Origin of the sequence: Saccharopolyspora spinosa NRRL 18395 (assembly GCF_000194155.1) — a bacterium.
Lineage (GTDB): Bacteria > Actinomycetota > Actinomycetes > Mycobacteriales > Pseudonocardiaceae > Saccharopolyspora > Saccharopolyspora spinosa.
Map to the genome: position 1 here is coordinate 460,814 of NZ_GL877878.1, position 24,486 is coordinate 485,299.

At 70.9% G+C, this 24,486-nt stretch carries 24 protein-coding genes and 1 riboswitch; of the genes, 19 read left to right on the plus strand and 5 right to left on the minus strand.

Going from position 1 to position 24,486, the window contains the following annotated elements; translation table 11 throughout:
• The coding region (locus SSPN_RS42085; RefSeq protein ID WP_044573227.1) for a vWA domain-containing protein at window positions 1-792 on the plus strand (792 nt) is incomplete at its 5' end.
• Between the two features lie 184 nt (window positions 793-976).
• Here the strand turns inward: SSPN_RS42085 and SSPN_RS0102290 are convergent.
• Window positions 977-2,149, minus strand: a complete 1,173-nt coding sequence (locus tag SSPN_RS0102290) for an MFS transporter (RefSeq protein WP_010306179.1) — start codon at window positions 2,147-2,149, stop codon at window positions 977-979.
• Window positions 2,150-2,370: 221 nt separating this feature from the next.
• Between SSPN_RS0102290 and SSPN_RS0102295 the strand changes: the two genes are divergently transcribed.
• Both SSPN_RS0102295 and SSPN_RS62405 read left to right on the plus strand, forming a co-directional pair.
• On the plus strand, window positions 2,371-2,778 hold the full coding sequence (locus SSPN_RS0102295; protein ID WP_029534886.1) for a hypothetical protein: 408 nt from the start codon (window positions 2,371-2,373) through the stop codon (window positions 2,776-2,778).
• Window positions 2,744-3,334 (plus strand): DUF3558 family protein, encoded by a 591-nt coding sequence (locus SSPN_RS62405; RefSeq protein ID WP_083821574.1) that lies wholly within the window; start codon window positions 2,744-2,746, stop codon window positions 3,332-3,334. The genes SSPN_RS0102295 and SSPN_RS62405 overlap by 35 nt, the downstream gene beginning before the upstream one ends.
• A gap of 743 nt (window positions 3,335-4,077) precedes the next feature.
• On the opposite strand, the gene SSPN_RS59140 is transcribed toward SSPN_RS62405, so the two are convergent.
• Both SSPN_RS59140 and SSPN_RS61420 read right to left on the minus strand, forming a co-directional pair.
• Window positions 4,078-4,239 (minus strand): hypothetical protein, encoded by a 162-nt coding sequence (locus tag SSPN_RS59140; protein WP_237710660.1) that lies wholly within the window; start codon window positions 4,237-4,239, stop codon window positions 4,078-4,080.
• Between the two features lie 12 nt (window positions 4,240-4,251).
• Window positions 4,252-4,380, minus strand: coding sequence for a hypothetical protein (locus SSPN_RS61420; RefSeq protein ID WP_010306196.1), 129 nt, complete (start codon window positions 4,378-4,380; stop codon window positions 4,252-4,254).
• Between the two features lie 132 nt (window positions 4,381-4,512).
• Here SSPN_RS61420 and SSPN_RS59145 point away from each other — a divergent pair, with 132 nt between their 5' ends.
• From SSPN_RS59145 to SSPN_RS0102365, 11 genes are all read left to right on the plus strand, one after another.
• Window positions 4,513-4,779, plus strand: coding sequence for a hypothetical protein (locus SSPN_RS59145; RefSeq protein WP_029534888.1), 267 nt, complete (start codon window positions 4,513-4,515; stop codon window positions 4,777-4,779).
• A gap of 45 nt (window positions 4,780-4,824) precedes the next feature.
• The gene (locus SSPN_RS0102320) at window positions 4,825-5,604 is read left to right on the plus strand and encodes an ESX secretion-associated protein EspG (protein WP_010306202.1); all 780 of its coding nucleotides are present in this window, start codon (window positions 4,825-4,827) and stop codon (window positions 5,602-5,604) included.
• Between the two features lie 374 nt (window positions 5,605-5,978).
• Entirely contained in the window at window positions 5,979-6,593 is a 615-nt protein-coding gene (gene cobO, locus SSPN_RS57490; RefSeq protein WP_010306205.1) for a cob(I)yrinic acid a,c-diamide adenosyltransferase, read from the plus strand.
• Complete coding sequence (locus SSPN_RS0102330) at window positions 6,587-7,954, plus strand: cobyrinic acid a,c-diamide synthase CobB (protein WP_010306210.1); 1,368 nt, start codon at window positions 6,587-6,589, stop codon at window positions 7,952-7,954. Before cobO ends, SSPN_RS0102330 begins: the two co-directional genes overlap by 7 nt.
• Window positions 7,954-8,691, plus strand: a complete 738-nt coding sequence (cobI, locus tag SSPN_RS0102335) for a precorrin-2 C(20)-methyltransferase (RefSeq protein WP_010306213.1) — start codon at window positions 7,954-7,956, stop codon at window positions 8,689-8,691. The genes SSPN_RS0102330 and cobI overlap by 1 nt, the downstream gene beginning before the upstream one ends.
• Complete coding sequence (gene cobM, locus SSPN_RS49880; RefSeq protein WP_010306217.1) at window positions 8,685-10,211, plus strand: precorrin-4 C(11)-methyltransferase; 1,527 nt, start codon at window positions 8,685-8,687, stop codon at window positions 10,209-10,211. The genes cobI and cobM overlap by 7 nt, the downstream gene beginning before the upstream one ends.
• Before the next feature lie 132 nt (window positions 10,212-10,343).
• Window positions 10,344-12,680 (plus strand): cobalt-precorrin-5B (C(1))-methyltransferase, encoded by a 2,337-nt coding sequence (locus SSPN_RS58190; RefSeq protein WP_010306221.1) that lies wholly within the window; start codon window positions 10,344-10,346, stop codon window positions 12,678-12,680.
• A 463-nt stretch (window positions 12,681-13,143) separates the two neighbouring features.
• The gene (locus SSPN_RS56380) at window positions 13,144-13,308 is read left to right on the plus strand and encodes a hypothetical protein (RefSeq protein WP_010306224.1); all 165 of its coding nucleotides are present in this window, start codon (window positions 13,144-13,146) and stop codon (window positions 13,306-13,308) included.
• Entirely contained in the window at window positions 13,299-14,885 is a 1,587-nt protein-coding gene (gene cobJ, locus SSPN_RS42110; protein WP_010306228.1) for a precorrin-3B C(17)-methyltransferase, read from the plus strand. The genes SSPN_RS56380 and cobJ overlap by 10 nt, the downstream gene beginning before the upstream one ends.
• Window positions 14,875-15,057 carry a DUF362 domain-containing protein gene (locus tag SSPN_RS0102360; protein WP_010306231.1) on the plus strand — a complete coding sequence of 61 codons (183 nt, stop codon included), beginning with the start codon at window positions 14,875-14,877 and terminating at the stop codon, window positions 15,055-15,057. The genes cobJ and SSPN_RS0102360 overlap by 11 nt, the downstream gene beginning before the upstream one ends.
• Window positions 15,058-15,485: 428 nt before the next feature.
• Window positions 15,486-16,916: a pyridoxal-dependent decarboxylase gene (locus SSPN_RS0102365; RefSeq protein WP_010306234.1), complete on the plus strand. Its 1,431-nt coding sequence runs from the start codon at window positions 15,486-15,488 to the stop codon at window positions 16,914-16,916.
• Window positions 16,917-17,221: 305 nt separating this feature from the next.
• Here SSPN_RS0102365 and SSPN_RS0102370 read toward each other — a convergent pair whose 3' ends face one another.
• Window positions 17,222-18,127, minus strand: a complete 906-nt coding sequence (locus SSPN_RS0102370) for a DMT family transporter (protein ID WP_010306238.1) — start codon at window positions 18,125-18,127, stop codon at window positions 17,222-17,224.
• A gap of 91 nt (window positions 18,128-18,218) precedes the next feature.
• On the opposite strand from SSPN_RS0102370, the gene SSPN_RS0102375 reads away from it, so the two are divergent.
• The gene (locus SSPN_RS0102375) at window positions 18,219-19,073 is read left to right on the plus strand and encodes a LysR substrate-binding domain-containing protein (RefSeq protein WP_010306241.1); all 855 of its coding nucleotides are present in this window, start codon (window positions 18,219-18,221) and stop codon (window positions 19,071-19,073) included.
• Window positions 19,074-19,149: 76 nt separating this feature from the next.
• Here SSPN_RS0102375 and SSPN_RS0102380 read toward each other — a convergent pair whose 3' ends face one another.
• The gene (locus tag SSPN_RS0102380; protein WP_010306243.1) at window positions 19,150-19,419 is read right to left on the minus strand and encodes a DUF1876 domain-containing protein; all 270 of its coding nucleotides are present in this window, start codon (window positions 19,417-19,419) and stop codon (window positions 19,150-19,152) included.
• Between the two features lie 425 nt (window positions 19,420-19,844).
• Window positions 19,845-19,969: riboswitch (cobalamin riboswitch) on the plus strand.
• Between the two features lie 77 nt (window positions 19,970-20,046).
• On the opposite strand from SSPN_RS0102380, the gene SSPN_RS0102385 reads away from it, so the two are divergent.
• Genes SSPN_RS0102385 through cobA form a run of 4 tightly spaced genes read left to right on the plus strand, consistent with a single transcriptional unit; the run spans window position 20,047 to window position 23,843 of the window.
• Complete coding sequence (locus SSPN_RS0102385) at window positions 20,047-21,099, plus strand: HoxN/HupN/NixA family nickel/cobalt transporter (RefSeq protein ID WP_010306245.1); 1,053 nt, start codon at window positions 20,047-20,049, stop codon at window positions 21,097-21,099.
• Window positions 21,096-21,752, plus strand: coding sequence for a precorrin-8X methylmutase (locus tag SSPN_RS0102390; RefSeq protein WP_010306246.1), 657 nt, complete (start codon window positions 21,096-21,098; stop codon window positions 21,750-21,752). The genes SSPN_RS0102385 and SSPN_RS0102390 overlap by 4 nt, the downstream gene beginning before the upstream one ends.
• The gene (locus SSPN_RS0102395; RefSeq protein WP_010306248.1) at window positions 21,749-22,654 is read left to right on the plus strand and encodes a sirohydrochlorin chelatase; all 906 of its coding nucleotides are present in this window, start codon (window positions 21,749-21,751) and stop codon (window positions 22,652-22,654) included. Before SSPN_RS0102390 ends, SSPN_RS0102395 begins: the two co-directional genes overlap by 4 nt.
• Entirely contained in the window at window positions 22,635-23,843 is a 1,209-nt protein-coding gene (cobA, locus tag SSPN_RS0102400) for a uroporphyrinogen-III C-methyltransferase (protein ID WP_010306250.1), read from the plus strand. The genes SSPN_RS0102395 and cobA overlap by 20 nt, the downstream gene beginning before the upstream one ends.
• Window positions 23,844-24,486 lie beyond the last annotated feature (643 nt).

The following is a 24,486-nucleotide window of genomic DNA, read 5'->3' on the forward strand; positions in this document are numbered from 1 at the left end:
CCGGGACGGCGGTCGCGGTCCCGGGCGCGCAGCGGCCGAGCGACGCGGTCGTCCACTGTGGAGGGACATGGTATCCACCTAACGGCCACGCTGGCCGCCGCGGCGCCGCACCAGGTCGCCCGCGGCCGCAGCGGTCCCGGGCTGGTGCTGCGGTCCGGAGATCTACGGCGGGCCATCCGGGAGGGGCGCGAGGGCAACCTGGTGCTGTTCGCGGTGGATGCGTCGGGGTCGATGGCCGCCAGGGAGCGGATGTCGGCGGTCAGCGGCGCCGTTCTGTCGCTGCTGCGGGACGCCTACCAGCGGCGGGACAAGGTCGGCGTGGTGACCTTCCGCGGCGACTCCGCGGAGCTCGCGCTGCCGCCGACATCCTCCGTGGACATCGCGGCCGCGCGGATGCGGGGGCTGCGCACCGGCGGTCGCACTCCGCTGGCCGACGGGCTGCTGCGGGTTCGCCGTGTGGTGCAGACCGAGCGGATGCGGGACCCGAACCGGCGGACTCTGGTCGTGCTGCTGACCGACGGAAAAGCCACCGTGCCGGTGAACCGCGAGGACGGCGGGCGGCTTCGGGCGCAGCGTGCCGTCGACGACGCGCTGCGTTCGGCCGGGCTGCTCGCCGAGGCGGGCGTGGCCTCCGTCGTGGTGGATTGCGAGAGCGGGCCGGTCCGGCTCGGGTTGGCAGCCCGGCTCGCGGCCGCGCTGGACGGCCCCTGCCTGCGGTTGGAGGAGCTTTCGGCCGACAACGTCGCGGGCGTGGTCCGCGCGGTCCGGGACGAGCGGCCCCGCGCGGCTTGATCTCGTTTTGATTACGAGATTCGGCATTCTGCCTTCTGGCCCACCCGACTGATTGATACGGTACTGCCGTCCACCTGACCCCCAGGGGTGGACCTCCAAGATGCCCCCGCGCTCCCGGCGACCCCCAGGCTGGTTGAGTGCGGGGGCTCTTTGTCCGGCCGTCCTCGGCTCGTTTCGGCGAGCTTCACCTGGCCCGCCCGGCGCGTGCCGGTTCGTTCCGCTTCTGGTAGTGGTAGCGGCACGCGGACGCGGTGATCAGCAGGGGAACCGCGGTGGCGGCGGCGATTCCGAAGACCAGCGAGTACGAACCTCGCTCGATCAACGGACCCGCAGCAGCCGAAGCGACCGCGCTCCCGAGGAACAGCGCCGAGGCGAACAACGCCACGGCGGTGCCCCTGGCCTTCGGGACCACCGACGTCACCCAGGTCTGCAGCGACGAGTGCATGAACGACCAGCCGCCACCGAGCAGCAGCGCCGCGACCACGACGGTCGCGATGTTGGCGTCGGCCGTCACGACCAGGTATCCGAGCGCCATCGCGGTGCCGCCGATCGCGATCAGCTGCCAGACCGCCAGCCGCCGCCCCAACACCTTGACCAGCCTGGAGAACGACCACACGCCTACGCCGTAGGTGGCGGTGGCGAGGCCGGCCACCGCGACGTCGACACCCTCCTGCACCAATGCCGAGGCGAGGAACGTCATGGTGCCCAGCAGCACCGCGCCCTCGACGAACACCAGCCCGAAGACCAGCAGGGCCCAACGATTCCTCAGCACCGCCATCAGGTGGTTGCGCACGCCCTCGACCTGGGCGCGCTCCGGCTCCGGAAGCTTGCGGAGCAGGAAGGCGCACAGCGCGGCGCACCCGGCCGGGACCGCGAAAACCGCCCGCCAGTCCAGGAAACCGGCCAACAGCCCGCCGACGGCGGTCGCCAGTGCGGTGCCCATCGCCGACGCCGCCATCAGGTCCGAAAGGGCGGCCTGGCGGTTCTCCTGCGGCACGGTGTCGCCGACGTAGGTCAGCGAACCCGGAACGACGGCGCCCATGCACGCGCCGGTGATGGCGCGCGCCACGAGCAGTGCGGTCAGGTTCGGCGCCAGCGCGGAGACCACGCCCGCCGCGGCGGCACCGAGCAGCGTGCCGCGCATGACCGGAACGCGCCCGAACCGATCCGACAGCAATCCCCAAACCGGTTGGGAGAGGCCATAAGCGAGGAAGTAGCCGCTCGCAGCGGCGACCGCGGCCCCCAACGGCACCTGCAAACCGAGCGCGATCAGCACCAGCATCGGCGTGACAGCGAAGCGGTCGAAGTTGGAGATCAGCGTGGCGGCGGACAACACCAGCGGCGGCCTGGTCGGCATCGGGCGGCTCCTGGGGGATTGGGACGCCCGTCCATGTTCACCCTCCGCGCTGGCCCGCGACGCGTGAAGTTGGCCACGTCCCGGGTGAAACCGCGTTGGTCCGTTAGGCGTTTTCGGTCCTGACATAAGGACGAATCTCGCAATTGTCCGGAAGCGGGAGCTGTCGGCGGTGCTAGCTTCAGGCGCGCTGGAGCCAGATTGGGCAGCCTGGGGGAAACCCGATGAAGGAGCCAATCGGGGCGGCAGCCGACGCAACAGTCGGACTCGCCGCCACGAGCGATGCTATGCAAGGCATCATCAGCGCGGCCAACAGCGGCCGATTCCGCGTCACCCAGGAGGCAGGCGACGAGCTGATCAGGATTTTCCTGGATTTCCAAGACGCGTTGGGTTCTATGCGCCGCGACGGTCGACAGCTGAGCCACCGCACCTCGCTCGGAGACAGCCCCGCGGGCAAGACGATCAGTGATTTCAATCAGCAGGTCGCGGCCGGCTGGGACGGCCGATCGTATGAAGAAATGCTCGTACAGATGCACGAACGGGTGCCGCAGGTGATCGAAGCCATCAAGAAAGGCGTCCGGACCTACCGAGAAATCGATGAGGGAAACACCGAATTCGGTGTGCCGACATGAGATAGAGGTTGTCCAGGTGGGTAGAAATGCTTCGTGTTCCGCTGCGCTGGCAGCGTTCCTGTCGCTGCTCCTCGGCGCTGCCGCCTGCAGCTCGGAACAGCCTGGGGCACCGGCCCCGACCGATCAACTGGAACCAACGTACGCGAGCAGTGCCTATTCCGGCTTGGCAGCGATGGACGCGTGCCAAGTCTTCAGCCCCGACCAGGCGTCGCAGCTCGGCATGGAGGGCACCGGCGAAGTGAAGAACTTCGCCGGTGGCCGCGGTTGCGACTGGAAAACCGCCGACGGCGGTATCCGGGTCGTCCTCTACGACACTACGGCACTGGACCAACTGAACCTCTCCGATGGCCGGGTCGAGCCCACCACTTTCGCCAGTCGGGACGCCAGAATCCAGCGCGATGCATTGGGGCCTGGTGACTGCTCCCTCCTATTCGCGGTCGGTGGGTCGTCCTCGGTTTCGCTGGACGCGTCCTCGAACGACATGAACACCGACGCGGCCTGTCTGTTCGCCCAGCAGGTCGGGCAATTGGTCGAAGCGAAGCTCCCGGAAAACTGAACAACGCTCGCGGAACCGAAGAATCGACGGAGAAAACGAAAATGGTTTCGAGGGGGAGTTATGAAGTCTCCACCGGGTGGGGGATCCGAATACATCGCCGACCACGAGCATTCCGCGTACGAACAACGGCGTCAGCAGTACGCCGGGCTGGCTGACGTACCGCTTGTCGGCGATGCGCTGACCAATGCGCTTTCGCAGGCACAGGCCGCGCAGCAGGCCGCGAAGTACGGGCAGCAGCAGGCCGCGGCGCTTTCGGTCGATCAAGAACTGCGCGAAAAACCGAGTGGGTTGGGGAACACGCACTACCTCTCCTACGGGCACGCGGAACTGACGCGGTTCGTCCAGGAGAACTTCGACCCGGCCGCAGTGCACGACGTCGGCCGCATCTACCACGCCCACGGCCAGAAGTTCCTCGACTTCGCCGAGCAGATCAGGCAGGCCGCGGCCAAGACCCGGGACACCTGGGAAGGCGCGGCGGGTGACGCCATGCGTGCGCACGTCATGCAGTTGGCCGATCACATGTCGCACTCCGGTAATGCCGCGCAGTTGACCGGCAACCAGATCGGCCTGCAAGCCGAGGTGGGAGAGCGGGCGCGGAACTCGATGCCGGACGTGGTCGAGTTCGACCTGAAGGGAGAGCTGAAGGACTACTTCTCCGACCCCAATCCGCTCACCGCCATCAGCCGGGCGAACGCGATCTTGGAGAAGCAGCAGAAGAGCCAGGCCGCGCACCAGGAAGCGGCTCAGGTGATGTCGAAGATGGAGTCGGACTTCGGGTCGGCCGCCGCGCAGACCCCGGCGTTCGTGCCCGCGCCGCGCGCGCCGGAGGAGCAGACCAGCACTCCAGCGCAGCAACAGCAGCACACGCTCGGTTCCATCGACTCGTCGATCAGCACATCGGGCAAGCCTTCGTCGACTCATTCGGCTTGGGCCGGCCCGACCCCGTCGGTGCCGCCGCACAGCGCGCCGAGCTCCCCGCCGGTACTGCCTCCGAACAGCACGGCCCCGGTGTGGCAGCAGGGCATGGTCTCGCCAAGGCCGGACACCCGGTGGAATCCGCAGACCAGCCAGTGGGAGCGCCGCAATTCCTACAACGGTCGGTGGGCACCGCTGCCGCCCGACCAGCAGCGTCTGGGGCCCGGCGGCAGGCCCGGCGGCGGGCCGGGGTCGGATCGGTGGTGCCGGTGGCTCGCTCGGCGCGGGGGGCCGCTGGCCGCTCCGGCGTCGGCGGACTCGGTGCGGCCGGAGGTGCGACCGCCGGAGGTACCGGTGCGGCGGGTGCGCGTGGTGGTGCCGGGATGGCCGGTGGCGGTGCCGCCGGGCGCGGTCAAGGTGGCAAGTCCGAAGAGGACGAGGAGCGCGAGACCAAGTACGTGCTCGACACCGATGAGGTGTGGGAAGACCTCGGGCTGCCGAAGGTCGCGCCTCCGGTGTTCGGGGAGTAGCTCGTTGGTTTCTCAGGGTGTCGGGGCATTTCCGGAGGGAAAGAGATGCTCGATTCGTTCACGCTTTCCGCGGAAGCGGCGGACATCCTCGGCGAAGATCTGCGGATCGACCTGCGGCAGTTCCCGTTCGAGATACCGCACTTCGGCGCCACCATCGACGATCGGGCCCAGCTGCGCCGGGACGTCTGGAGCGGGTTGGAGCGGCGGCGGTTGGCGGAGTGCGGCCGGGCGGAACCGGAGCTGGAGCAGGTGCTGAACCTGTTGCACAGCCCGGAGATCTCGGTGGCGGTGACCTCCTACGACGGTCGGACCGACGCCGTCTACCGGGCACGGTCGGCGGTGGCCGGCAGCGCTGGGGTGGTGGCGGTCCAGGAGGAGCAGGGCCTGCGGATCGAGTTCATCGACGCCCGCGGGTTGTCCCGGGTTTGCGTCGGGCTGCTGCCGGAGGTCCCGGCGGGAAAGCTCGAAGCGGGCACGATCGCAGCCGCCGGTGAGCCGGAACCGGAGCCTGTGGCCGACGGCGAGCCGGACTCGTGGCTGGCGGCGGCGCAGCCGAGCATCTCCGGCCACGGTGGCGGTGACCTGCGCAAGGTGCAGAAGATCATGGCGTTGCCGGTGCGGCGGGTCGGGTATTTCGTGGTGACGGGCGGAAGGCAGGTGCGGCTCCCGGCGATCGGCTGGCGCGACACCGAGGAAGGCCGCTACAGCGTCACGACGAGGCGCAACAACGACGGCGAGCACTGGAACACCTTCGGCCCGGCGGACAGAACGCGCCTGATCCGCTACCTCGACGAGCAACTCGCCGCCTTCCACCCCGACCGCTGACCCCGGGTGATCCGGCGCATCCGGGGAGGCGGAGGTGCCCGACCGATGATGGTCGGTGCCGGTTCCCGAAACCGCGACAATTCCAACAACACCGGTGCGCGGATTGCTGTGTATCACGCTTCGGCTGTGGAGCGGCCGATGCCCGAACCTGCGGTATCCGGGAAGTTCGCCTGGGTGCCCGACCGGGATCGACCCACCTGCCGGTTCGGCGATGTCGCCCCTGTTCGCTCGCCGCCGCAGTCCGTGCGGTCGTCGTGGACAAGCAGCAATCTGGCGATCTCTGACGACCAGGGAGACCTGTGCCGGAGGGACCGCAGGCAGGAACCGAGCAAACCGACGCTGTTGCGGCGGGGTCCGCCCGTTAGGGTCGGGGCATGCCTCAGGGACAGCCTTCGACCGTGCCGAACGACGGGTTGACCACTCGCCAGCGCCGCAACAGGCCGCTCGTCGTGGTGCACACCGGCGAGATGAAGGGCAAGTCCACCGCCGCGTTCGGGCTCGCGCTCCGCGGCTGGAACCAGGGCTGGTCGATCGGCGTGTTCCAGTTCGTCAAGTCCGCGAAGTGGCGCGTCGGCGAGGAGTCGGCGTTCCGCGCACTGGGACGGTTGCACGACGAAACCGGTGAGGGCGGCCCCGTCGAGTGGCACAAGATGGGCGAGGGCTGGTCCTGGACCCGCAAAAACGGCAGCGAGGACGACCACGCCGCCGCCGCGCTGGAGGGCTGGCGGGAGATCGCCCGCCGGATCGGCGAGCAGCGCCACGGCCTCTACGTGCTGGACGAGTTCACCTATCCGCTGCACTGGGGCTGGGTCGACGTCGCCGAGGTCGTCGAGACCCTGCGCGACCGATCCGGGCACCAGCACGTCGTGATCACCGGCCGCTACGCTCCGCAGGCGCTGATCGACGCCGCCGACCTCGTCATGGAGACCACCAAGGTCAAGCACCCGATGGACGCCGGCCAGAAGGGCCAGAAGGGCATCGAGTGGTGACCGGTGCGCTACCGCATGCTCGGTTGATCGTGGCGGCTCCCGCGTCGGGGCAGGGCAAGACGACGGTGGCGACCGGGTTGCTGGGCGCGCTGCGGCGCCGGGGCACCGCGGTCGCGCCGTTCAAGGTCGGCCCGGATTACATTGATCCCGGGTATCACCGGCTCGCCGCCGACCGCCCGGCCCGCAACCTCGATCCGGTGCTGGTCGGGGAGGACCGCATCGCGCCGCTGTTCCGGCACGGTGCCGCCGGGGCCGAGTTGTCCATCGTGGAGGGTGTGATGGGGCTGTTCGACGGCCGCATCGGGCCCGGGGACGGGGTCGCGGTCGGCTCCACCGCGCACGTCGCTCAACTGCTGAGCGCGCCGGTCGTGCTGGTCGTCGATGCCAAGGGGCAAAGCCACAGCCTCGCCGCGCTGTTGCACGGTTTCCGCAGCTACCGCCCGGAGGTCCGGGTCGCGGGCGTCATCCTCAACCGGGTCGGCTCGCCGCGGCACGAGGAGGTGCTCCGCGACGCCGCCGACAACGCGGGTCTCCCGGTGCTCGGCGCGATCCCGCGCATCGAGGACCTCGCCGTTCCGTCGCGCCATCTCGGTCTCGTCACGGCCGCCGAGCACGGCGGGGAGGCCGTCCGCGCGGTCGACGCGATGTCCGACGTCGTTGCCCGGTCGGTGGATCTCGACGCGGTGTGCGCGCTCGCGCACTCGGCTCCCGAGCTGCCCGGCCTTGCCTGGAATCCACGCGACGAGGTGGAACCGCAGGCGGGGCCGGTGGTCGCGGTGGCCGGTGGGCTGGCATTCACCTTCGCCTACGCCGAGCACGTCGAGCTGCTCGAAGCCGCCGGTGCCGAGGTCGTAGTCCTCGACCCGCTCAACGACGAGCGGCTGCCGGAACGCACGGCGGGCGTGGTGCTGCCGGGCGGTTTCCCCGAGCAGCACGCCGCCGAACTGTCGGCGAACACCGCTCTGCGCAGGGAAATCGCGGCGTTCGCCGCCACCGGCGCGCCGATCCACGCCGAGTGCGGCGGGCTGCTGTACCTGGCAGAGGAGCTGGACGGCCACCCCCTGTGCGGGGTGCTCGACGCGCGGGCGCGGATGTCGCCGAGGCTGGTGCTCGGCTACCGCGACGCGGTGGCCGCCGCCGATTCAGTCCTATTCGCCGAAGGAGCACGAGTGAGCGGGCACGAATTCCACCGCACCGTTCTGGAACCCGGCGGCGGATCGCAACCCGCCTGGATCTGGCGCGGCGCGACCGGTGTCCAGCGGGAAGGTTTCGTGCGCGGCGGTGTGCACGCCTCCTACCTGCACACCCATCCGGCCGGGCAGCCCGGCGCGGTCCAGCGGTTCGTGGCGAGGTGCGCGTGATGCGGCTCGTCGGTGTCGGGGTCGGCCCCGGCGATCCGGAAATGCTGACCCTGGCCGCGCTGCGCGAGATCCGGGAGGCGGGCACCGTGTTCGTCCCGGTGCTCTCCGCCGACGAGCAGGGTCGGGCGGAAGCCATCGTCCGCGCGCACCTGGGCGACGACGACCGGGTGCAGCGGCTGGTCTTCGCGTTGGCCGATCCGGTGGACGGCCCGCAGGACCGACGGCGCAGGCACTGGGACGATGCTGCCGCGGTCGTCGCGCAGCGGCTGCGTGAGCAGGGCGGCACCGTGGCCTTCGCCACCCTTGGGGATCCCGCCGTGTATTCGACCTTCAGCTACCTCGCGGCCACTGTGGCCGAGCTGTTGCCCGAGGTCGATCTGGCCACCGTGCCGGGGATCACCGCGATGCAGGCCACGGCCGCGCAAGCAGGCGTGGCGCTGACCGAAGGCGCCGAATCACTCACCGTGATACCGGTGATGCGTGACGTGACCGCGCTGCAGGAGGCGCTGCGGGCACGCGGTACGGTCGTTGCCTACAAAGGCGGTCGGCGGCTCGGCGAACTGCGCGCCGCGATCGCCGAGAGCGGAGCCCTGGAGCGCTCGGTCTACGCCGAGCACCTGGGCACGCCGGACGCGCGGGTGCTACCGCTGTCCGATGTGTCTGAAGTGGACGACGCACCTTATCTGTCCACTGTGGTAGTACTTCCACCCCGAGGCGGAAGAGGAGAACAATGGTGACTGGCCGGATCTCGTTCATCGGTGCCGGACCGGGCGCGGCCGACCTGATCACGGTCCGCGGTGCCCGGCGGATCGCCGAAGCCGACATCGTGGTGTGGGCCGCGAGCCTGGTCGCACCGGAATGCATCCAGGAGCACGCGCGCAGCGATGCGGAACTGGTCGATTCCTCCCGGCTGACCCACGAGCAGGCGCTGGAGATCTACCGCCGCGCCGAGCGCGACAAGCTCAACGTCGCCCGGGTGCACTCCGGTGACCCGTCGCTGTGGGGCGCTGTCCAGGAGCAGCACGACGCGTGCGCGCGGATGAACCTGGAAGTCGAAATCGTGCCGGGCGTTCCGGCGTTCTCCGCCGCAGCGGCCGCCGTCGGGCGCGAGCTCACCGTGCCGGAAGTCGCCCAGTCACTGGTGCTGACCCGCCTGGAGGGCGGCAAGACGCCGATGCCCGAAGGCGAGAAGGTTCGCGAGTTCGCCAAGCACGGCACCACGATGGCGCTGTTCCTCTCCGCCGCGCGCACCGGCCAGCTCGTCGAGGAACTGCGGGCCGGCGGCTACCCCGACGACACCCCGGTGCTGGTGGCCTACAAGGTCACCTGGCCCGACGAGCTGCTGCTGCGCACGAACCTCGCCGACCTGGAGAAGACCGTCAAGCAGCACAAGCTGTGGCGGCACACGCTGTTCATCGTCGGCAAAGGCCTCGCCAGCTCGGGAACCCGCTCGCACCTCTACCACGCGGGGCACTTTCACACCTACCGCCGAGCCGACCCGGCCGCGCGCCGCGCGCTACGGGCCGAGCGCCCTACCGCTGCGCGCCGCCGCGCGGAGAGCGACTCGGAGCCCGCCCCGCGCACCGAAGGCTCGGGGGAGCGGGTGCGCGACTCCGACGTCGCCTGGTGGGCAGTGCGCGACTGGCAGGAGAGCGCTCGCGGCTCGGCGCGGGTCGCGGCGAACCGAGCGGCCCCGGCCCGTCGGGTGGACGCCGCGCAGTCCCAGCTGTTCACCGACGACGTGGCGGCGGGCGAACGGCCTGTTGACGCCGTAGAGGTGAGCGAACGGTCCGTTCGCTCCGATGCGGGTGTGGGTGTGGTTGGGGGCGAACGGCCTGTTGGTGCCGTAGAGGGGAGTGAACCGGGTGTGGGTGTGGTTGGGGGCGAACGGCCTGTTGGTGCCGTAGAGGTGAGTGAACGGTCCGTTGGCTCCGGTGCGGGTGTGGGTGTGGTTGGGGGCGAACGGCCTGTTGGTGCCGTAGAGGTGAGTGAACAGTCCGTTCGCTCCGAAGCCCCGGAGCCGAAGCCGCGCCGAACCTCGGCGGCCAGCACGACGGCTACCCGGGCCACGGCGAAGGCCGTTCCCGCGAAGCGGGGCGGAACGAAATCCGGGGCAAAGAGCGCGGCGACGAAGTCCGCGGCTAAACCGGCCGCGGCGAAGCGGACGAAGTCCGCGGCCACCACGACGGCAGCGGCGAAGGCGAAGCCCGCCGCACAGCGCAAGTCCCCGGCGCAGCCGGATGAGCAGGGCGAGTGACGAGGCGCGGCCGGATGAGCAGAGCGAGTAACGAGGCGCGGCTGGATGGGCAGGGCGAGTATCGAGGCGCGGCTGGATGAGCAGGGGGGGAGGCGAAGCCCGCCGCACAGCGCAAGTCCCCGGCGCAGCTGGATGAGCAGGGCGAGTGACGAGGCGCAGCCGCCGCTGCGGGAGCCGGACCTGCCGCGCACCGCGAAGGTCCGGCCCAAGGCGCTGCGCACCGGGTTCACCACGGGTGCGTGCTCTGCGGCGGCGGCCCGGGCGGCGGCCCAACTGCTCGCGACCGGACACCTCCCGGCCACCGTGGACGTTTTGTTCCCAGACGGCAGGTACCGGCGCTTCCAGGTGGATTCGGGGTCGATCGGGCCCGCGACCGCAGTGGTCGTCAAGGACGCGGGCGACGACCCCGACGTCACGCACGGCGCTCGGATGACCGCGTCGGTCACCGCCCGCGATGACGGCGAGATCGTGCTGCACGGCGGCGAAGGCGTCGGCGTCGTGACCAAGCCGGGCCTTGGCCTGGAGGTCGGCGGCCCGGCGATCAACCCGGTGCCCCGCGAGATGATCACCAACGCGGTGCGCGAGGCGTTCGGCGAGCGTGGCGCGGACGTCACGATCACCGTGCCCGGCGGCGAGAAGATGGCCTACAAGACCACCAACCGGCGGTTGGGCATCTTCGGTGGCATCTCGATCCTCGGCACCACCGGCATCGTGCGGCCGTTCTCCACCGCGTCCTGGCGGTCCAGCGTCGAACAGGCGGTTTCCGTGCTCGCCGCACAGGGCGGCCGGGTTGCGGTGCTGTCCACCGGCGGTCGCACCGAGAAGGCCGCGATGCGGCTGCTGCCCGACGAGCCCGAGGTAGCGTTCATCGAGGTCGGCGACTTCACCGGTGCGGCGCTGCGTCGCGCCGTCGAGCACGGGCTGGACGAGGTCGTGTTCGTCGGCATGATCGGCAAGCTGACCAAGCTCGCCTCCGGCGTGGTGATGACGCACTACACGAGGTCCAAAGTGGACACGGCACTGCTCGGTCGGCTGACCGGCGAGTTCGGTGGCGACCCCGAGCAGGTCGCCGAGATCGAGCAGGCCGCCACAGCCCGAGGTGTGGCAGCACAGCGGGCTGCTCTCGGCGTGTGCGCACCGGCTCTGCGGGCAGGTGGCAGCAGTATTGGAGCGGTTCAGCGGCGGCCGTCGGCTGCGTGTTCGGGTCGCGATGGTGGACTTCCAGGGCGAACACGTGGTGGCGGCCACCGAGGCAAGGTGGGTGACGTGGCAGTCACGGTGATCGGGGTCGATGGTGGGGACCTGCCGAAGGGCGGTGCCGAAGCGCTGGAGTCGGCGCGGCTTGTGGTCGGCGGCAGACGGCACCTCGAAGCGCACGCGCCGGAACACAGGCGCAGGCTCGAACTTGGGCCGCTGGAACCGGCGCTGAACGCCTTGTCGTCGCTGTCCGGTGACGAACACGGAGTGGTGCTGGCCTCGGGTGATCCCGGCTTCTTCGGCGCGGTCCGAGCGCTGCGCGAACGCGGCATCCGGTGCACGGTGCTGCCCTCGACCTCCAGCGTCCAGCAGCTAATGGCGCGCGTAGGCCGCTCCTGGGACGACGTCGTGGTGGTCAGCGCGCACGGCCGCGACCTCCGCCAGGCGATCAACGTCTGCCGCGCGCGACCGGCGGTGGCGGTGCTGACCGCGCCGAAGGCCGGCCCGGCCCAGATCGCCTCCGGGCTGGCCGGATGGCGCCGGACCATGATCGTCGCCGAGGACCTCGGCGGGCCGAACGAGTCGGTGGTCACCATCGAACCGGCCGAGGCAGCCAAGCGCACCTGGTACGAGCCGAACATCGTGCTTTCCCTGGCGGAGCTGGACGACCTGCCGCACCGGGGCTGGATCGCCGGCGGCGAGCCGGTGCCGCCGGCGACTGGCTGGGCGCTGTCCGAGGACGAGTTCTCGCACCGCGACGGCATGATCACCAAGGCCGAGGTGCGGGCCGTGGCGCTGGCGAAGCTCGCGCCGAGGCCGGGGACGCTGGTCTGGGACGTCGGGGCGGGATCCGGTTCGGTGGCGGTGGAGTGCGCCCGGATGGGCGCGGCGACGATCGCGGTGGAGTCCGACGAGGCCCAGGTGGTGCGGTTGGTCACCAACGCGGCGAGCCACGGCGTGGACGTCCGGATCGAGGAGGGCGCGGCGCCGCAAGCGCTGCGCAACCTGCCGCGGCCCGACGCGATCTTCGTGGGTGGCGGCGGCACCGAGGTCGTCACGGCGTGCGCGCACGCCGGAGCGTCCCGCGTCGTGGTTGCGCTGGCGGCGCTGGACCGGGTCGGGCCGACCCGCGACGCGCTGCGGGCGGCGGACTACGCGGTGGAGGGCGTGCAGCTGTCGGCGGCAAGGCTGGCGGAACTGCCCGACGGAACGTCCCGCCTGGAAGCGGCCAACCCGGTCGTGCTGATTTCCGGATACCAGAAACAACGCTGACAGGCCGGAGCTTTCTCAGTTCAGGGCCCGTGAGTGCTTTTGGGTGCGATAGCCGAAAGCACTCACGGCCGTTGACCAGCTGGTTTCTCAGCCCTGGACGTCGACATCGTGAAGATGTACTTGCTGGCTCGGGTGGCCGCTTCGCGTGGGCGACGTTGTCGACGACCTTCAGGCCTGGAGGACCCGATCGGCCCGCTCCACCGGAAAAGCGTCGCCTGCTGATCGAGTCCGGGCAACGCATCTGGGCTCGGCCGCGTCGGCGCGGACGTCAGCACGAGGTCCGCAGCTGCCGGCGCGGCTACCCCTAAACTGCCGGGCAGAACTGAACGCAGAACCCGAACGCGGCGAGAAGGTGCCCGCGAATCGGGATTCGACCTGGCGCGACGCTGCCCGGACAACGGCGGCTGACGGCGTCCGCGCGAGAAACATCGACGAAGAACATCGACGAAGTAGGGGAGCAGCAGTGATCGGTCTGTTTGCGGTGACCGCGGCGGGACGGCGGGCGGCCGCCGAACTGGCCGCGCGGCTGGGGCCGGACGCGGTCGTCGCCGACGGGCCGATCGGCCCCGCCGTGCGCCGGCTCTGGGACCACCTGGACGCGGCGGGGGCGGAGCTGCGGTGCGGCTGATCGCGCCGTTGCTGCGGGACAAGCACACCGATCCTGGTGTGGTCTGCGTCGACGAGGCGCGCCGCTTCGCCATCTCCCTGGCCGGTGGCCACGCCGGAGGCGCGAACGCGCTCGCCGAGCAGGTCGCCGACGTCCTCGGCTGCACCCCGGTGGTCACCACCGCCACCGACAGCATCGGCACCACCCCGCTGGACGAACTCGTCGACCAGCTCGACGCCAGCGTGGACGGTGACCTGGCGGCCTGCGGCGTCGCGATCCTGGACGGCTGGCCGGTCCGCCTGGTCAACCCGCACGGCTTCCCGCTTCCCGCCCTGCCGCCCAACGTCGCCACCGACGCCGAAGCACCACTGTGGACGGTCGTGATCGACGACCGGCGGCCGACCCAGGACGAGGAGCGGACGCTGCGGCTCATCCCGCGCACCCTGGTCGTCGGCATCGGGTCTGCGCGGGGCGTCTCGCGGACGGCGGTGACCGAGACGGTCGCCCGGCTGGACCGCGAGCACGGCCTGGACCCGAGGGCGATCCGCGCCGTGGCCAGCGTCGACCTGAAGGCCGACGAGGACGGCATCCTCGAAGCCGTGCAGGACCTGAGCTTCTGGCACTCCGACGGCGGCGAGGAGCTGTCGCTGCTGACCTATCCGGCGGCGGCGCTGGCCGGTGTCGAGGTGCCCAACCCCAGCGAGGTGGTGCGCGCCGAGGTCGGCACGCCCTCCGTCGCGGAGGCATCCGCGCTGCACGCGGCCGCCGAGCTGGGCGCCGGGGCACCCGTCGAGCTGGTGGTGCCGAAGATCAAGGGCGACAACGTGACCGTCGCCGCCGCCCGCATCCAGCCGCGCGGTCGACTGGCCATCATCGGCATCGGCCCGGGCGCGCCCGATCTGCGAGCCCCGCGCGCCGACGTCGAGCTGCGCCGCGCCTCCGTGGTCGTCGGTCTGGACCAGTACCTCGACCAGGTGCGGCACCTGCTGCGCCCCGGCACCGAGGTGCGCGCCACCGGGCTCGGCGCCGAGGAAGCCCGCGCCGCCGAGGCGGTGGAGCTGGCCCGGGCGGGGCGCGCGGTGGCCTTGATCGGCTCCGGAGACGCCGGGGTGTACGCGATGGCCAGCCCGGCGCTGGAGAAGGCCGACGTCGACATCGAGGTCGTCGGCGTGCCGGGGGTGACGGCGGCGCTGGCCGCGTCCGCGCTGCTGGGCGCGCCGCTGGGCCACGATCACGCGCTGATCAGCCTGTCCGACCTGCACACGCCGTGGGAGATCATCGAGCGCCGCGTCCGGGCGGCGGCCGAGGGCGACCTGGTGGTGTGCTTCTACAACCCGCGTTCGGAGCAGCGGCACTGGCAGCTTGGCCGGGCCCTGGAGATCCTGGCGGAGCACCGCCCGGTGACCACGCCGGTCGGCGCGGTCCGCCAGGCCAGCCGTGCCGGGCAGCGGGTGTGGTGTGCCCCGATCGGCGAATTCGACCCGGCCGAGGTGGACATGTTCACCACGGTGCTCGTCGGCTCCTCGCAGTCCACTGTGGTCGGTGGTCGGATGGTGACGCCCAGGGGTTACCGGTGGATGGCGGCGGATGCCCGCTGACCCGCTGGTGATCTCGACGGCCTGCACGGCGTGCGGGGCCTGCCTCCTGACCTGCCCGGAGCACGCCCTCCGCCCAGGCCGGGGCCGCCCGGTGGTCCTGGCGGACCGCTGCACGGCCTGCGGGGAATGCGTCGAGATCTGCCCGGCGGACGCCATCGACCTGCTCCGCTGATCGCTTTCGTTTTTGTTCGTTTTGCTGGTGGCGTGGTGTGCATGCGGGGGACAGGCGAACGCACGATATTGCCGCCTGCCAGGGCCGATGAGCTGCTGTGATTGCTTCGGGCGCTGGATGAGCAAGGCAATGCTCCGGCGTTGATCACCCGCGACGGCTCGCGGCTCGCGGATCTCGCCTGATTCGAGGAGTCGGACGAGCGTTGGCCTGCTGGAGACTCCCAACATCTCCGCCAGCCGGGCCGCCGGATCTGCTGATCGGGCTGGGCAGCGCCGGCCACGGATGCCCGCAATTCGCGAAGGTCTGCCACCCGGATCGCTTCGGCGGCGAAGGTGATGCCTTGAGGCTCGTGTCCTCCCTTGTCGCAGCTTCTTCGTTCCTGGCTTCGGGTGTGGTGGCGTGCTTAGCTGGCTGTGATGAGTGAGCACATGTCGCCGGAGGAGTTCCGGGCGTTCGGTCGGCAGGTCGTTGACTGGATCGCCGACTACTACGCCGGTGTCGAGAAGCATCCGGTTCGGTCGCAGGTCCGGCCCGGTGAGGTCCGGTCGCAGCTCCCGGCGCATCCGCCCGAGCAGGGCGAGCCGTTCGAGCGGGTGCTGAGCGACCTCGACGCGGTGCTGATGCCGGGTGTGACGCACTGGCAGCACCCGAACTTCTTCGCCTACTTCCCGGCCAACGCCACCGGCCCGTCGATCCTCGGTGACCTGCTCTCCAGCGGGCTCGGCGTGCAGGGCATGGTCTGGGCGACCAGCCCCGCGTGCACCGAGCTGGAGACCGTGGTCGTGGACTGGATGGCCGAGCTGCTGGGTCTTCCCGAGCACTTCCGAACCGATGCCGTCGGCGGCGGGGTGATCCAGGACTCCGCCTCCAGCGCCGCGCTGGTCGCCTGCCTAGCGGCGTTGCAGCGGGTCAGCGACGGGCAGGTCGCGAGCCGGGGCATCACCCGGCGCCACACGCTCTACGTCTCCGCGCACACCCATTCGTCCCTGGAGCGAGCGGCGCGGATGGTCGGCATCGGCGCGGACAATGTCCGGATCGTTGACGTCGACCCTGACTCGCTCGGAATGGACCCGAAGCATCTCGACGCCCTGATCGCCGAGGACCTCGCCGCCGGCGCGGTGCCCACCCTGGTGTGCGCGACGATCGGCACCACCTCGACGACCGCGATCGATCCGGTCCGCGAGGTCGGCGGCGTCTGCCGGGCGCGCGGGGTCTGGCTGCACGTGGACGCGGCGTACGCGGGTGTTGCCGCGGTGTGCCCGGAGCTGCGCTGGATCAACGACGGCGTCGCCGAGTTCGCCGATTCCTACTGCACCAACGCGCACAAGTGGCTGTTGACCAACTTCGACTGCAGCCTGCTGTGGATGGCCGACCGGCGGTCCATGATCGACGCGCTGTCGATCCTGCCCGAGTACCTGCGCAACCCGGCAACCGCGTCCGGTGAGGTGATCGACTACCGGGACTGGCAGGTGCCGCTGGGCCGCCGGTTCCGGGCGTTGAAGCTGTGGTCGGTGCTGCGCTGGTACGGCGCGGAAGGGCTGCGCGAGCACATCCGCACCACCGTCGGCCTCGCCCAGGAGTTCGCCGGCTGGGTCCGCGACGACCCGCGCTTCGAGCTGCTGGAGCCGCACCCGCTGGGCCTGGTCTGCTTCCGGCCGCTGTTCCCCGAACTGTCCACCGGGGACGCCAACGATCGGGTCTACCGGCTGATGGAATCGCTGAACGAGTCAGGGGAGTTGTACCTGACCCACACCAAGGTGGGCGGCAGGACGCTGCTACGGCTCGCGGTCGGTTCGCCGCAGACCGAGCGGCGACACGTGCTGGCGGCCTGGAAGCGGATCCAGGAGGCGGTGGGCTGACCTGCCCGCGAGCGGCGCGTAAGCCGATCAGCACGAATACGTGCGTCGGCGCCTGGCGCGACCTGCTCTGGCTGATCGGCGACGGTCACGGGCGCGCTGCTGGTGCCGATCGCGGCCCTGGCCTGGGTCTTCGGCTGGGCCTTCTGGGTTTCGTTCTGGCTCGCGGCAGTCGAGCTGCTGATGGACCGGGATCCGCAGCGGGCCAAGGAGCTGCTGGGCGAGAGCAAGGCGGAATCCAGCCAGACCCTCACCGAAGTCCGCGCGCTGATCCGGCTATCCGAAGGACTCACGACGCGCTTTCGCGATCAGGACATCGCGAGTTTCCGGGATCCGGCTTCGCGGGCCGGTGCCGGTTGGGTGCCGAGGACGCAAGCCACGGCTCCGAGGGCCATTCCGAGCACGGCAGTGATCGACGGCGTTTCGCCGAGGGTCGGCCAGGCCAACAGCGCGGAAACCGGCGGGACGATGCAAAACAGCGCGCTCGCCCGGCTCGCGCCGCCGACTGCGATCGCCCGCAGGTAGAACGCGGTTCCGGCCACCGACCCCGCCAGAACCAGCCACAACAGCACCGCGGTGGCCTGCGCCCAGTGCGTGACGTTGCCGTGCTCGAACGTCGCGACCACGCCGACCGCAAGAGCCGCTGCCGCCGACTGCATCGCGCCTCCGGTGCGGACATCCACGCCGGCGCAGTACCGCTGCTGGTAGAGCCCGCCTGCGGAGAACCCGAGCAGCCCCAGCAAGGTGAGCAGCAGTCCCGGATTCACAGCTCCCTCTGCGAGCACCTGGCCCCCGAGGGTGACGACCACGGCGAGCACGCCGAGGACGAGCCCGATCACGCGGATCCGGCTCAACCGCTCCCGCAGGAACAAGGCCGCGAGCGCCGCCGTGAGCACCGGGTTCATGGCGATCACCAGCGCGGTCACCGATGCCGTGACGCCAACGCTCATCCCGCCGTAGCACCCGCTGAACTGCGCTCCGTAGGTGAGGATTCCGGCGACGGCGGTGTGCCCTAGCCGCTTGCCGCTGGGCCACGCGGCGCGGGAGCAGCCGGCGACCACCGCGAGCACCAGCGCGGCCAACGCCAGCCGCACGGTGGTCAGGAGGAACGGGGGAGCAGCTGCGACACCGAGCTTTCCGGTGGGGAATCCGCTGGCCCAGATGAACACGATCGGCGCTGCCAGCGACAGCGGGATCGAGCGCGCGCTCTGCATGATTCCAGACTTCGCCACCGACCCCGACTACGTCCAACGACGATAAGTAATCGCGATCGATTTCGATCCCTGATCGGTTAGGGTGGCTGGTATGGGTGCCGTGCTGGACGTCGTAGCGCTACGAAGCATGGTCGCGGTCGCCGACTGCGGTGGGTTCCATCGGGCCGCAGCGGCGTTGTGCCTGACCCAGTCCGCGGACAGCCAGCACCTGCGCAAGCTGGAGCGGGTGCTGGACCGGAAGCTGGTGGTCCGGGAAGGGCGGCAGGCCAAGTTCACCCCCGCCGGAGAACTCCTGCTGGCCGAGGCGCGCCGCATCCTCGACGCGCACGACGAGGCGCTGCGCCGACTCGGCGCGGAGGAACGGCGCACACTCGTCTTCGGGTCCACCGAGCACGCCGCCGACCGGCTGCTCCCCGAGATGGCAACCCGGATGCGCGCGGCCTTTCCCGTGCATGAAGTGCGGTTCCGGCTGGACCGGACGGCGCGGCTGGCGGAATCCGTCGACCGCGGCAGCATCGATATCGCGCTGCTGATCGGTCGGTCGGTCGGTGGCCGCAGTCGGGACGCGGGCCAGCTCCGGCTGGACTGGTACGCGGCGGCGGACTGGACGCCGCCGGGCCCCGACGAGCCGCTGCCGATGGTCGTCTTCGACGAGCCGTGCATCATGCGGCGGCTCGCAGTGGACGCGGTGACCGGGATCGGCCGGCAGCCGGACCTGGTGTGCGAGGCGGCTGATCTGGCCGGCGTGCTCGCGGCCGCGCGATCCGGCCTCGGCGTCACGCTGCTGCCCTCGGCGAAGCCGCGCCTGGAGGGGCTGGTGGTGCGCGACGACCTCCCGCAGCTGGAGCCCGCGCCGCTGCGCGTCCGGGCACGTCCCGGACTTGCCGGCGACCTCGCGGACGTGGCGGCGCAGACGGTTCGCGACGTGGTCGAAGCGCACTCGTGATCGCGCTGCGCACGACGTGAAGGGCACCTCCGGGGAGCAGTTCAGACCCGCCGAAGGTGCCCTTCACCTGTGCGCGTCAGGCGGGCAGGTGCACGCGGCGGTGCAGGCGCTCGCCGATGTCCTGGGCCGCGTTGTCCAGCAACTTGTGCGCCAGCTCGAACAGCGCGCGGGCGATCGCGATCTCGTCGCCGATCTGCGGTACCTCCGGGTCGTCCGGGTGGCGTCGCGCCGTGCCGTGGCCGTGCAGCGCCTGACCGCCCGGAGTGGTGAAACCGACGTCGGCGGTGGTCTTCGCGCCCGCCTCCACGACCTGCAGGTTCAACGTGATGGTGTGGGTCTCGTTCATGGTCGCCTCCTGTCCCCGCCGGCCCGCGTTCCCGCAGGCCCTTGAGGTCGCCGTAGTCCAAGCATGCGCTGGCCGACCGGAACCGCGAAAGAGCGGACCTCACCGCCCGGGGCGCCGCCGATCGGCCGCGCAGATTGGTAGGTCGGACGTACCCAACCGGGCTGCGCGGTCAAACAAACGGAGTAGTCGAGGGCCTCCGCGAATCGGCTCGCGCCGCAGGCGCGCGGAGCCCGTAGGGTTCTGGATCCGTCCCGCCCATGCGGCGATTCCCCGGGAAAGTTGTGCGGCGATTTCGCGCGGGATCGGGATCGCCGCCCTGGGCACCCGCTCCGCGCGCCACCGCCCGCAGCGGATCATCGCCGTGATCGACCTCACGGGGTTTGACCTCGGGTTGTGGGCAGGGAAAGATACGGCCGCCGACAGTGCAGGAACCCGGTGCGAATCCGGGACGGTCCCGCCACTGTGAACGGGGAGTGGGCCCCACTCGTTGCCACGGCTGCCAGCAGCTGGAAGGCAGGGGAACCACGTCGATCCGGGAGTCAGGAAACTGCGCGCCGGCCCCGCGTCGCGCCGCGACGCGCGGACACCGAGCCCCTCGGGCGGGAAACTCAGGAGGTCGGAGATCCCATGTCGTGGGATGCCGAAGCGAGTCGGCCGCAGGCCGGTTGGGGCGCCACCGAGCGCCGGAAAGCAGCGGTCGTGCTGGCCGCCGTCGGAGTGCTCCACTTAGCGGGCTGGAGCGCCTACCTGTGGCAACAGGAATCGTTCAGCGCGGTCGGCGGGCTGGCCGCCGCCGGGACGACGGCGTACCTGCTCGGCCTGCGCCACGGGTTCGACGCGGATCACGTCGCGGTGATCGACGACGCGACGAGGCTGCTGATGCAGCGCGGCCGCCGACCGGTGTCCACCGGCATGTGGTTCGCGCTCGGGCACGCCAGCGTCGTGCTGTTCCTCGCCGTCGCGATCGCCTTCATCGCCGGACCCGCTGCGCAGCAGTGGGCCGAGCAGGCCGGGGTGCAGGTCGCCACCGTCGTGGACCTGATCGTGATCGCCGTGCTGAGCACGTTGGCCGTGCTCAACGCGCTGGTGCTGCGCGACGCCCTGCGGTTGCTGCGCCGCGCTCGCCGCGGTGCGGTCGACGAGACCGAGGTCGAGCTGGTGCTGGGGCGGCGCGGCCTGCTCGCCCGGCTGCTGCGCGGGCGGATGCGCAACGTCGGCCGCTCCTGGCACCTGTTCGGCATCGGGCTGTTGTTCGGGCTAGGCATGCAGACGGCCACCGAGATCACGGTGCTGGCTATGGTGTCGCCAGCCGAGCACCTGTCCGCCATCGCGGTGCTGAGCCTGCCGCTGCTGTTCGCCGCCGGAATGTGCACAGTGGACAGCGTGGACGGGATGCTGATGTCCCGCGCCTACACTTGGTCGCTGGCGCGGCCCCTGCGGCGGCTGTGGGTGAACGTGACCACCACGGCCCTGACCGTCGTGCTGGCCGCCGTGATCGCCTTCATCGTCCTCTGTGGACTGCTGGCGGAGCACGGGTTGTCGTTCCTGGACGGGATCGCGGCCGTGAGCGACCAGTTCGAACTGCTCGGCTACATCACGCTCGGGCTGTTCCTGGCAGTCTGGGGCGGGGCGGCGCTGTGGTGGCACCTCACATCTCGGAAGGAACCGGAAATCGAATGAGCGGCGGTTTCCCAACAGCCGGGGAAAGCGGCGGCACCCCAGCCGACCGCACCGTGCACCCGATCGAGACCGAGTCCTACCGGATCATGCGGGCCAGGGCCGATTTCGCCCACTTCCCGCCGCTGACCAGGGCGGTCGTCGAGCGCGTCGTGCACACCACCGCCGACCCGAGCTGGACCGGCGAGGTCGTCGCCGGCGAAACCGCGCTGCGGACCGGGCGGGCGGCGCTGCTCGACGGCGCGCCGCTGATCACCGACGTGCGCATGGTCGCGGCCGGGATCACCGCCCGCCCGACCGAAATCGGCCTGGACCGCCCCGGCGTCGCCGAGCTCGCCGCGACCGCCGGCCTGACCCGCTCGGCGGCGGGCATCCGGCTGGCCGCCGAAGAACACCCCGACGGCGCGGTGTGGGCCATCGGCAACGCCCCGACCGCGCTGTTCGAGCTGATCCGCCTCGCCGAGACCGGCCGGCTCAACCCAGCGCTCGTCGTCGGCGTCCCGGTCGGCTTCGTCGGTGCAGTCGACGCCAAAACCGCGCTGCGGCGCAGCGGCCTACCAGCCGTGACCACCCTGACCGAACGTGGCGGTGCGGCCATCGCCGCCGCCGCGATCAACGCCCTCCTCTACTGGGCAGAACCTGGAGGTAATCGGTGACCGAACCGCTGCTGGTCGTGGGCCACGGCACGGTGGACGAAAGCGGTGTGACGGAGTTCCACGCCTTCCTCGACCGCCTGAGCACCCGGATGTCGGCCGCAGGCGTCGACACCGCAGGCGGGTTCATCGAGCTGTCCGCCCCCGCGGTCACCGAAGCCTGGAACGAACTCACCACCCGCGGCCACCGCCGGATGGCCGCCGTGCCGCTCGTGCTCGTCGCCGCCGGGCACGGCAAGGGCGACATCCCGGCCGCGCTGGAACGCGAAGTCCGGCGCCATCCCGGCACGTCGTTCGTCTTCGGCCGCCCGCTCGGACCGCACCCGATCCTCCTGGAACTGCTCGCCGAACGGATCGAGGCCGTGGTGCCGCGCGCCGACTGGCCCGACACCGCCGTGGTGCTCGTCGGTCGCGGCTCCACCGACCCGGACGCCAACGCCGAAGTGTGCAAGGTCTCACGGCTCTTGCAGGAGACCTGCGGCTTCGACACGGTAGAAACCGCGTTCATCTCCCTGGCACCACCGGACGTAGCCGGTGGGCTGGAACGGGCTCGCAGGCTCGGGGCAAAGCGGATCGTGGTCGCCCCGTACTTCCTGTTCGACGGCGTGCTTCCGCAGCGCGTGGTCGACCAGGCCCGCGAGTACGCGAGCTCCGCGCCGGACATCGACGTCCGCGTCGCCGGATACCTGGGAGACTGCGACGCCCTAGTGGACCTCGTCGTGGAGCGCTACCACGAGGCCCTGCACGGCGACATCCGGATGAACTGCGACACCTGCGCCTACCGGGTGCTGCTGCCGGGATTCGAGGACAAACTGGGCGCACCGCAGACACCGCACCACCACCCCGACGATCCGACCGGACACGGTCACGGACACGGACACGCACATGGCCACACAACCCGATAAGCACTACCTCGCCGGACTCGACCTCACCGGGTGCCGAGTCGTCGTGATCGGTGCGGGCACCGTCGCGCAGCGGCGACTACCCCGGCTGATCAGCGCCGGAGCAGCGGTCGAGGTGATCGCCCCAGAGGCGACCCCGGCGGTGGAGGCCCTGGCCGACGCCGGGGAGATCACCTGGAGCCGGCGCGGATACCGCGACGGCGACCTCGACGGAGCCTGGTACGCGGTGGCAGCCGCGTCAGACGACGCGGTGAACGCCGCGGTCGGCGCGGAAGCGCAGCGGCGCCGCGTGTTCTGCGTGCGGTCGGACCGCGCGACCGAAGGGAGCGCGGTGACGCCCGCAGTGGCGGAGCACGACGGGCTGCTGCTCGGAGTGCTCGCCGGCGGCAAGCCGCGGCGGAGCGCGGCGGTGCGCGACGCGCTGCTGGAGGCGCTGCAGGCGGGAGTCGTAGACGAGCACGCCGAGCCGCCGGAGGCGGGCGTGGCGCTGGTCGGCGGCGGCCCGGGGGCACCGGACCTGATCACGGTGCGCGGGCGCCGCCTGCTGGCCAAGGCGGACATGGTGATCACCGATCACCTCGCGCCGCGGGAGTTGCTGGAGGAGTTGGGTCCGCACGTCGAGGTCGTCGACGCCTCCAAGATCCCCTACGGCCGGGCCGCCAACCAGGAGGTCATCAACCGCACGTTGATCGACAACGCGCGGGCGGGCAAGTTCGTGGTGCGTCTCAAGGGCGGCGACCCGTACGTCTTCGGTCGCGGCTTCGAGGAACTGCTGGCGTGCGCCGAAGCGGGCGTGCCGGTCACGGTCGTGCCCGGTGTGACCAGCGCCTTCGCGGCCCCGGCGGTCGCTGACGTGCCGGTGACGCATCGGGGGGTGGCCCATGAGGTGGTGGTCGTCTCGGGGCACGTCGCGCCCGACGACGAACGTTCCCTGGTGGACTGGACGGCGCTGGCGCGGCTGCGCGGCACCCTCGTGCTGCTCATGGCGGTGCAGCGCATCGAGCCCTTCGCGGAGGTCCTGATCAAGAACGGCCGCCCGGCGGACACCCCGGTGGCGGTGGTCCAGGAAGGCACGACCAGCACCCAGCGCTCCCTGCGAACCACCCTCGCAGCGGTCGCCGAAGAAGTCCGAGCCAACGACATCAAGCCCCCGGCAGTGGTCGTCATCGGCCCGGTCGCAGCCCTGAAATAGGGAGCTCTTCGGAACGGGTGGAGGCGGGTAGTGGTGACCAGGTGAGCGGGACGTCGGCGAGCTGAGCACCACGACTCTTGCCTGGACGTTAGTTGCGCAGGTGCCGTGAGTCTCTTGGGCTGCTATGGCAACCAACAGACTCACGGCACCTGGCCTGCGGAAACGAGGGCGCGGCCCGCTGAAACGCCAGTTCTGGTGGCCACGGACTGACATCCCCTGGTCCTCAGTGGACGGATAGTCGCCATAGCCAGAACTGGCTGGTCCCGCGTTGCGACTGAGCTATTGACCGGCCTTTCGACCACCAGCCGTAGCCGCGATGCCGCGATCACCCGGGAGATCGCGGCATCGCTGGCAATCGACGTTCACCCTGGTCAACGTGACGACGCCATTCCCGGCAGAACACTTCAAGGGAGCTTGGGCGCAATGCCTCGTGGAACTGCGCCCAAGCTGCCGATGTCTTGAGGTCGGCGCGGTTCGCCGCGGACTCGGCGACTACGTGCGGTCGCGTCGCATTCCGCCGCGGTCGTTGCGGGCGCCGTGGCCTCCCCGCCCGCTCCGGCCCGACGGGCCGTGCGCGTTGCGGCCGCCTCCGCCGCTGCCGCGGCCTCCGGCTTCGCTGTGGCCTCCGGCCGCTGCGCGTCCG